General features: G+C 30.5%; 11 protein-coding genes. 4 read left to right on the plus strand and 7 right to left on the minus strand.

Annotated elements, in window-relative coordinates:
- Positions 1-28 precede the first annotated feature (28 nt).
- Positions 29-751 (plus strand): hypothetical protein, encoded by a 723-nt coding sequence (locus B2217_RS03185; RefSeq protein WP_291122078.1) that lies wholly within the window; start codon positions 29-31, stop codon positions 749-751.
- 123 nt (positions 752-874) lie between these two features.
- On the opposite strand, the gene B2217_RS03190 is transcribed toward B2217_RS03185, so the two are convergent.
- Positions 875-1,540, minus strand: coding sequence for a DUF2490 domain-containing protein (locus tag B2217_RS03190; RefSeq protein WP_291122079.1), 666 nt, complete (start codon positions 1,538-1,540; stop codon positions 875-877).
- Between the two features lie 70 nt (positions 1,541-1,610).
- Positions 1,611-2,642, minus strand: coding sequence for an LLM class flavin-dependent oxidoreductase (locus tag B2217_RS03195; protein ID WP_291122080.1), 1,032 nt, complete (start codon positions 2,640-2,642; stop codon positions 1,611-1,613).
- Between the two features lie 109 nt (positions 2,643-2,751).
- Between B2217_RS03195 and B2217_RS03200 the strand changes: the two genes are divergently transcribed.
- Together B2217_RS03200 and B2217_RS03205 are read left to right on the plus strand one after the other, a co-directional pair.
- The gene (locus B2217_RS03200; protein WP_180906226.1) at positions 2,752-3,396 is read left to right on the plus strand and encodes an MgtC/SapB family protein; all 645 of its coding nucleotides are present in this window, start codon (positions 2,752-2,754) and stop codon (positions 3,394-3,396) included.
- A 5-nt stretch (positions 3,397-3,401) separates the two neighbouring features.
- The gene (locus B2217_RS03205) at positions 3,402-3,782 is read left to right on the plus strand and encodes a hypothetical protein (protein ID WP_180906227.1); all 381 of its coding nucleotides are present in this window, start codon (positions 3,402-3,404) and stop codon (positions 3,780-3,782) included.
- 42 nt (positions 3,783-3,824) lie between these two features.
- Here B2217_RS03205 and B2217_RS03210 read toward each other — a convergent pair whose 3' ends face one another.
- Positions 3,825-4,406: a tRNA-(ms[2]io[6]A)-hydroxylase gene (locus B2217_RS03210; RefSeq protein WP_115001228.1), complete on the minus strand. Its 582-nt coding sequence runs from the start codon at positions 4,404-4,406 to the stop codon at positions 3,825-3,827.
- Positions 4,407-4,476: 70 nt separating this feature from the next.
- Positions 4,477-4,878: a hypothetical protein gene (locus B2217_RS03215; RefSeq protein WP_180906228.1), complete on the minus strand. Its 402-nt coding sequence runs from the start codon at positions 4,876-4,878 to the stop codon at positions 4,477-4,479.
- 98 nt (positions 4,879-4,976) lie between these two features.
- On the opposite strand from B2217_RS03215, the gene B2217_RS03220 reads away from it, so the two are divergent.
- Positions 4,977-6,218, plus strand: coding sequence for a glycosyltransferase (locus B2217_RS03220; protein WP_180906229.1), 1,242 nt, complete (start codon positions 4,977-4,979; stop codon positions 6,216-6,218).
- Positions 6,219-6,237: 19 nt separating this feature from the next.
- Here B2217_RS03220 and B2217_RS03225 read toward each other — a convergent pair whose 3' ends face one another.
- The 3 genes from B2217_RS03225 to B2217_RS03235 form a co-directional block, all read right to left on the minus strand.
- A complete protein-coding gene (locus B2217_RS03225) occupies positions 6,238-6,756 on the minus strand; it encodes a hypothetical protein (protein ID WP_180906230.1) in 519 nt (172 codons plus the stop codon).
- A gap of 34 nt (positions 6,757-6,790) precedes the next feature.
- Complete coding sequence (locus B2217_RS03230) at positions 6,791-7,303, minus strand: hypothetical protein (RefSeq protein ID WP_180906231.1); 513 nt, start codon at positions 7,301-7,303, stop codon at positions 6,791-6,793.
- A gap of 78 nt (positions 7,304-7,381) precedes the next feature.
- Positions 7,382-8,821 carry an MBL fold metallo-hydrolase gene (locus tag B2217_RS03235; RefSeq protein WP_180906232.1) on the minus strand — a complete coding sequence of 480 codons (1,440 nt, stop codon included), beginning with the start codon at positions 8,819-8,821 and terminating at the stop codon, positions 7,382-7,384.
- Positions 8,822-9,017: the final 196 nt, after the last annotated feature.

Consider the following 9,017-nt stretch of genomic DNA (forward strand, 5'->3'; position numbering starts at 1 on the left):
CCGCTCATTGAGCGGATTTTTAGATTTTATGAATTTTTTAGATTTAGTTATTATTGAACAAAAATTTACTGATTTAAAGTCGTTGAAAAGAACGGCTTTATTAATTAATATTATTGGATGCATTTTCGGTTTGAGTACATTAGTTTTTCAGTTTTTTAATGAAATTTTAATTTATTTATCTTTTGTTTATCCTATTTTTTGCATCATTTTAGTTAGATATTATCGAGGTTTGATCTCAATTGAGCCTGAAATTAGACCAAATCTTCCAACAATTTCTATAGGTTTTATGTTATCTTGTTTTGGATTAATCATTAGAACCGCTATGGATTACAAAGTCTTAGATTATAAAAATGTATGGGTTCCTTCGAGTGTTATAGCGTTATTAATCTTAATAATCTATTATTTTAATCAATTTAAAATATTGATTTACAACAAGAAAAATTTTGTTTATAATGTTTTTATCATAATATTAATTGAAGTATTTTCTATTTATTCTGTTATATTCATTAATTGTAAGTATGATCAATCTACTCCTCAAATTTATGAAACTCAGATTTTGAAAAAAATTAAGAAAAATAGTAAAGGAGGTAGTAGTTATTATTTAATAATTGAAGATTGGAACAATACATTTATAGAAAAAGAGATAAAAGTAGATTATAAAAAGTATTACTCAAGTTTTGAAGGAGAAAAGCTTAAAGTAGCAGAAAGACGAGGAAGATTTGATATACCTTGGTCTTATTTTATAGAGTAATTAGTAAGCTATTTTAATAAAGTTATTGATTTATCAATAAAAATAGTGCATTTTACTTTTGTTTTTCCATTTAGCTTAACTTTCATATAATCAAGTGTAAATTATTCTAACCAAGATAAGACTCTATTTTATCAGATTATTAACTGTCAATCCAATCATGAAATGATCGGTATGCGATGTTTTCTGACTTTGAAGCATATAACCAGCTTCCAAACTAAAAGTTGGCGAAATAACGTATCCAAAGCTTAAACCAAGTCGATTTCTATCAAACGTTTTGTCTTTTACAGCTTGTAAAAAAATTTCGTCATACGCTTTCAAATACCAAGTATTTTCGATTAATTTTGCATTATTTAGCGGAACAGTTGCAGTCAATTGATAACGAAATCTAAATTGTGTATCATTTTCTAAAAAGCGTTCTTCAACACGAAATCGATGCGCAAAATTAAAACGTTGTAACGCATGTTTTGTATTAAATTGTTGATACAAACGATGTTCGTGACTATGAGCATAATCATCTGTAGCAGTAGGAGTTCTGTTTTGAATGTAGGCGTAACCAGCTAAAATTGTATTGTTATTTTCGGTTAAATTGTATCCTATTCCTCCTCGAATCAAAAGTTGTTGTAATTGATCTAAATCTTCGTACGAACGATATTGTATATCCGATTGAAAATTAAAATCTTTATTGATTTTTTGATTGATATTTAAGGTACTCCAAGTCCTAAAATTACTTTCTTGCGCCTGTACACCGAAGTTGGCTAAAACAATAAAACTGGCTAATATTTTCTTCATTCATTCAATTTTAACGAAAATAAAAAAAGACACGAAAACGATTCGTGTCTTTTGTCAGTATATTTAAAATTTATTTTGTTGCCTCTTTAACTTTTGGTAAAATATCTTTCCCAAAAATTTCGATAGATTTCATCATATCCAAATGATTTGGTGCTCCAACATCCATATGAGCAGAAAAGCGAGTTAAACCAAACATTTCTTGATATTTCAAAATACGATCAACCGCTAAAGAAGCGTCTCCAACAATCAAATGTCCATTCGTAGAACGTCCATAGTCAAACTGTGGTTTTGTATATTTTGGCCAACCTCTACTTGCTCCAATTCTATTCATTTGTGCACCATAAATTGGAAAATATTCTTCAGCAACTTTTTCGCTATCCTCTCCAAAAAAAGAGTGCATGTGAACGCCAATTTGCATCGTTTTAATATCATGACCATTTTCGATATAAACTTGTTTATAAATTTCGAACAGATAGTTAAAATCGGCTGGATTGCCTCCAATAATCGCAAAAATAATAGGTAAACCTAATGTTGCAGCACGTACAATTGATGATTTTGTTCCGCCAACAGCAATCCAAATAGGTAGTTTTTCTTGCACAGGTTTTGGATAAACACTTTGATTAATAATTGGCATTCTAAAATTTCCGCGCCAATTGATTACTTCGTTTTTATTTAAATCTAAAAGTAAACGAAGTTTTTCATCAAAAAGAGCATCGTAATCGTTTAAATCATAACCGAAAAGAGGGAAAGATTCGATGAATGAACCGCGTCCAGCCATAATTTCAGCACGACCATTCGATAAATTGTCAACACTTGCAAAATCTTGATATAACTTTACAGGATCTGTAGAACTGATGACAGAAACGGCACTTCCCAACTTAATATTTTTTGTAACTGTAGACAAAGCAGCCAAAATAATTTCTGGAGATGAAACTGCATAATCAGGACGATGATGCTCTCCAATTCCAAAGAAATCTAATCCAATTTCGTCCATCAATTTTACTTCTTCTATAATCTCGCTCATACGTTGTTGAGGAGTTTGCGTATAACCAGTTTTAGAATCAATATGTAGATCGCCAAACATTCCTATTCCTAATTCCATACTATTTTAGATTTAGTCAAATTTACGTATAGAATTTTAGATTTAAATTGATGTAGGATAGTTAATAAAATATCAAATTTGTATATTTAATTAATGTATATATTCTGTTATGGAAGAATTTTTAGCAAAATCGGTTCAAAATGATTTGATTTTAATTTGTATATCGATTATAATTGGCGTTTTGATCGGTACGGAAAGAGAATATCGCAACAAATCTGCCGGATTAAGAACATTCATTTTAGTTAGTTTTGGATCTTGTTTGTTTACAATTCTTTCGATCCGAATTGGAGTAGGAAACCCAGATCGATTAGCAGCAAATATTATTACGGGAATTGGATTTTTAGGAGCCGGAGTAATTTTTAAGGACGATAATAAAGTTGCAGGAATTACGACCGCAACTACTATTTGGGCGACCGCGTCGTTGGGAATGTGTATTGGCGCGGGTTATGTCTATTTAGGTTTATTGGGAAGTGTTATCGTTTTGATTATTTTGGTTGGATTAACTTATCTTCAAAATTATATTGATGATTACCATAAAATTAAAAATTATACAATTCTCACAAAGTCGAAAGAGGAATATGAATATTGCCAAACATTATTTAAAAAATTTGATTTAAAATTTTCGGTTGCTAAGCAACATGCTACAGATGGAAATGTTTCTACAACTTGGTTGGTTAGAGGTAAAAGTAAACAACATAAAATGTTGATGAAACAATTATTAGATGATAAAATTATAAAAACCTATCAATTTTAATTAGAATGATAAACCTAACAGATGACAAAAATATTTGGTTAGATGAACCAGAAGACCACGATTTTCCTGCTGCGCAAGATTATTTGGAGTTAATTTTTAAGCCTGAAATAGCTGCTTCACTTGCTCAAAAATTATCGGAAGCCGAAACAATCATAAAAAAATCCAAAGATATTTTCAGAGCGAGTAAATTGAGTTTACTTCCTTTGGAGAATAGGCATGTTCAAGAGAATTTCAAAAAAATAAAAGCAAATAAAAAGCTTTCTCCAATTTTATTGGTGCGATCTGCAAACGAATTAATCATTGCAGATGGTTATCATCGCTTGTGTTGTAGTTATTATTTGACGGAAGATTTGGACGTTCCTTGTCGATTGATTTATGTCGAATAAAAAAGTGAAATCAAACCTTGATTTCACTTTTTTATCTAAATTCTATCCGTGTATTGCTTCTTTATTTCCGTAAGATTGAATCAAATTTCCTTCAAAATCCAACCATTCTTTCCAACGTTTGTCCACATCAACATCAGTGGAAAGTTTTCGAGCAAAATTTAAGAAAGTTGTGTAGTGATTTGCTTCCGAAACCATCAAATCATAGTAAAATTTTGCTAATTCTTCGTCATTAATATTTTGAGATAATGTTCTGAAACGTTCACAACTCCTGGCTTCAATCATCGCTGCAAATAACAAACGATCCACAAAAGCCATATTACGAGAACCATCTTTTTTACAAAATTTCATCAACTGACCAACGTAATCATCTTTGCGCTCGCGACCTAATTTGTATCCACGACGCTCGATAATTTCTACAACCATTTTGAAATGTTGCATTTCTTCGATGGCAATATCTGACATTTCTTGAATAAATTCGTCATGTTCAGAATTATACGCAATCATTGTAATCGCGTTTGTTGCCGCTTTTTGCTCACACCACGCATGATCTGTTAAAATTTCTTCTAAATTTCTTTCCGCAATATCAGCCCAACGTGGGTCTGTCAAAAGTTTTAATCCAAGCATTTTTCGAAAAATATTAAGTCCAAATTTACGAAATTATATTGTTTAAAGATTGAATGTGAAAAATCGTCTATTAAATGATTTTCTTTTCAATCATTTCTAACATCACATCCGATGCATGTTTGAAAGTTGGTGCTTGTTCCGTTAAACTTGCTGCATTTTTTTTGTTCACTTTAAAAATCAAATCTTTTTCAGTTGTAAATAATAAAGCGTTTGTAAATGGATTTTTGATGTAAGAACTCAAAATTAAAAAAGTCTGGTCAACACTATGAAATTGCTCAACTTCTTCAGTTTTATAACGAAAAGTGAAGGCAAAATTGTACTCATTATTTTCTAAAAGATGTAAACGAACAAAAATATTTTTAAGATCAGTATCTCCAATAGTTTTGGCCATTGTCAATTTTGCAAAAGTTCCTTCTTTGATACTTGATTTTACTTGCTCGAAAAATTCTTCAAAAACAGTTTGATAAGACATTTTATATAATTTTAGCTGCAAATTTACATTAAAATAAGCCAATTGGGCGCATAATATTTAATCTTCCGATTAACAAACAGAAAGCGTAATTTTGTGGGATGAAAAAACTTTTAATCATCGGTCAAGTTTGGCCAGAACCAACTTCTTCTGCGGCAGGAACTCGAATGATTCAGTTAATTGATTGTTTCAAAAAAGCTGAGTTTGAGATAACTTTTGCGTGCGCTGCTTCAAAATCTGATTATAGTTTTGATTTGATTTCGAAAGGTGTAAAAGAAGTTGAAATTCAGTTAAATGATGAAAGTTTTGATGATTTTGTCAAAGAATTAAATCCCGAAATTGTTCTTTTTGATCGTTTTATGATTGAAGAACAATATGGTTGGCGCGTTTCGAAAGAATGTCCAAATGCGTTGAAAATTTTGGATACAGAAGATTTACATTTTCTACGAAATGCGCGACAAGAAGCAACCAAAAAAGGAATTGAATTTACAGAAGATATATTGTTTTCAGATTTAGCAAAACGAGAAATTGCTTCAATTTTACGTTGTGATTTATCATTGATAATTTCGAAAAAGGAAATAGAAATTCTACAAAATCAATTTAAAATTGATGAAAAAATCTTGTATTATTTGCCTTTTTTAGAAGAAGAAATTACAGAAGAAAAAATCTATTCTTGGAAAAATTTTGAAGAAAGAGAACATTTTATGTTTATCGGAAATTTTATTCATGAACCTAATTTTAATTGTGTTCAAACCTTAAAAAAAGAAATTTGGCCAATTTTGAGAAAGAAACTTCCAAAAGCTGAATTACATATTTATGGTGCTTATGCAACGCAAAAAGTTTTGCAATTAAATAATCCTTCCGAACGATTTTTTATCAAAAATAGAGCTGAAAATGCACAAGAAACGATGTCAAATTACAAAGTTTTGTTGGCGCCGATTAATTTTGGTGCTGGTGTAAAAGGAAAGTTTGTAGATGCGATTCAAACCGGAACGCCTTCGGTTACAACGACGATTGGAGCAGAAGCAATGAAAGGTAATTTTGATTGGAATGGCTTTGTAGAAGATGATTTTGAAGCGTTTGTAGAGAAAGCTGTTTTGCTTTACAATAATGAGAAAGAGTGGAAAATTGCTCAACAAAATGGAGTCAAAATTCTGAACGAAAATTACAATAAAACTAAATTTGAAACTGATTTTTTAGAGAAAATTAAATCGATTGAAGCAAATTTAATCCAACATCGAAATCTAAATTTTATTGGTCAAATTTTGCAACATCATCATCATCAAAGTACAAAATATATGTCACTTTGGATAGAACAAAAAAACAAAAACCTTCCGAAATAGGAAGGTTTTTTTATGATTTTTAAAGAGGTAAATCGATATTATTGATAATGTAATCTGTATATTCTTTTGAATTTTTTAAGAAATCGTCACTACCAAAATTGACTACTTGATAGATGAAATTTTTTGTCTTAAAAATATTGATTTGTAGATAAACATTAGACTCTAATTCTTCATTGTAATAACTAATTTGTTTTTGAAAAGTTTCTTTTCCTTTACTTGTTTTAAATTGTTTTGTATTTAAAGATTTAAACTTAGGATTACTAGAATAATTTGAAACCGTTATATCCATGTAAGAAGCTAAATCATCAGAAATATTACCTAGTTTTAATTCATCAATATTTTCAGTAATGATAAAACCATAAGCTGTACTGTCGTTATTTTCCCATTGTACTATAGAAAAATCATTTGTACCAATTGTTCGCTGATATCCAGCTGGTAAATTTACAGAGAAAGTTTCAGAGCCAATTATTGTTGACTGCGCATTTGTATTGTTCATAAGACATAACATTAGCGTAAAAGCCAATAAAATTTTCTTCATATAAAGTATTGTTTTTTTTAAAAAATTATAAGTTTTATTCTACTTTGAAGCTATTTACAATTTTGACAAAATCGCTTTTCATTATTTCTTGATTTTCGAAACTGCAATATTGTAAAATCTGATAGACAAATTCTTTCGTTTCGATTACAGTTTGTAGGAAATAAATATGTCCAGATTCGGGATCATTTGTTTCAAATTCGGTATAGGCATAATTGAATCCCTGTTCGTAAGCAACATAAGGTTTTTTGATGTAATTAAACCCTTTTTGTGTTTTATATGGCTCGATAGAATTTAGCGTATAATCAATCATATCCAAATTAGAATCTGCTAATTTTAATTCATCTTTGTGTTCAAAAATCACAAAACCATACGAATTTGGCTTTGGAGCAAGACTTTCAAACTGAATAGTTGCATAATCATTTAACCCAACTGTACGCTGAAAATCTTTCGGAATAGTTAACGCAAATGATTCAGCTCCATGTATTTTCTGTTGAGCAAAAGCGGTAATACATGTAAAAAGAGAGGCGATGAATAACAATTTTTTCATTGGATGAATTTAGATGACGAATATAAAAAAAGCCTTGATTATCCCAAGGCTATAACGTTATTATTTAAAATAAATTGTTTATTTCGTTGAACAAGAATTATTTCCTGATTGACAAGGAGAAGTTCCTTCTACAATTTTAACACCTTCAACTTCTTTTATTTTACCAAAACCTCCAGCAACGTCAATCAAATTTTCGTAACCACGAGCGCGTAAAATTGAAGTAAAAATCATCGAACGATATCCTCCTGCACAATGTACTAAATAGGTTTCCTCTGGATCGATTAATTTCATTGATTCATTGATAAAATCTAATGGAGCTGTAATTGCACCTTCTACGTGAGAAGTTTCGTATTCACCTGGTTTACGAACGTCCAAAACTTTTAATTCAGTTTCGTCAACTAACTCTACAAACTCTTCTGGAGAAACCGAAACAATTTCATCGAAATCTTTTTCAGCTTCAACCCAAGCTTGGAAACCATTGTTCAAAAATCCGATTACATTGTCGTATCCGACGCGAGCCAAACGTGTTACTGCTTCCTCTTCTTCACCAATTTCTGCAATTAACAAAATTGGTTGTTTGATATCTGTAATTAATGTACCAACCCATGGTGCAAAATTTCCTCTAATTCCGATATTGATAGAATTTGGAATAAATCCTGCTGCGAAAGTTTGCGGGTCGCGAACATCTAAAATTAAAGCATTTGTATCTTCCGCAACTTGAATAAATTCGTCAGGAGATAAAGCTTTATTCGCACGTTCTTTCACTACATCCAAAGATTCAACACCCAATTTATTCATCATCACATTTTCTGGAAAATAGAATGGAGGAGGCATTAATCCTGAAGTTAATTCAGTAATAAATTCCTCTTTTGTCATAGTAGGATTCAAAGCATAATTCACTTCTTTTTGATGTCCTAACGAATCAAAAGTTTCTTTACTCATGTTTTTTCCACAAGCAGAACCCGCTCCATGTGCAGGATATACGATAATATCATTAGCTAAAGGCATAATTTTGTTTCGTAAAGAATCAAATAAATAACCTGCTAATTTTTCTTGCGTTAAATCTGTATTTAATTTTTGAGCTAAATCTGGACGACCAACATCACCAATAAATAAAGTATCTCCTGTAAAAATTGCATAATCTTTACCGTTTTCATCTTTCAATAAATACGTTGTACTCTCCATTGTATGACCTGGCGTGTGTAAAGCTGTAATAGTTATATTTCCTAAAGAAAAAACTTCGCCATCAGTTGCGATGTGTGCATCAAAATTTGGTTCAGCAGTTGGACCATAAATAATTGTAGCACCAGTTTTTTGAGCTAAATCTACATGTCCAGAAACGAAGTCTGCATGAAAATGCGTTTCGAAAATGTATTTGATTTTTGCATTGTCTTTTGTCGCTTGATCGATATAAGATTGTGTTTCTCTCAACGGATCAATAATTGCAACTTCACCATTGCTTTCTATATAATAAGCACCTTGCGCAAGACATCCGGTGTAAATTTGTTCAATTTTCATAAGAATGATTTAGTGTGTAAAAATACAAATATTTAAATTTAGAATTTTCCTCTGATGGATGAATTCTGATACTTTTCTTCTATTTAAACTCAAATAAGATTGATAGTTAGCCTAAAATTTATGAATGAAATCATAGGTTATTTGGCAATCTTTTTTAGATTAATAAATAATTCAGTTTTTGCTCTTGGTGGAATAG

Source organism: Empedobacter sp. UBA7620 (assembly GCF_002484185.1).
Lineage (GTDB): Bacteria > Bacteroidota > Bacteroidia > Flavobacteriales > Weeksellaceae > Empedobacter > Empedobacter falsenii_C.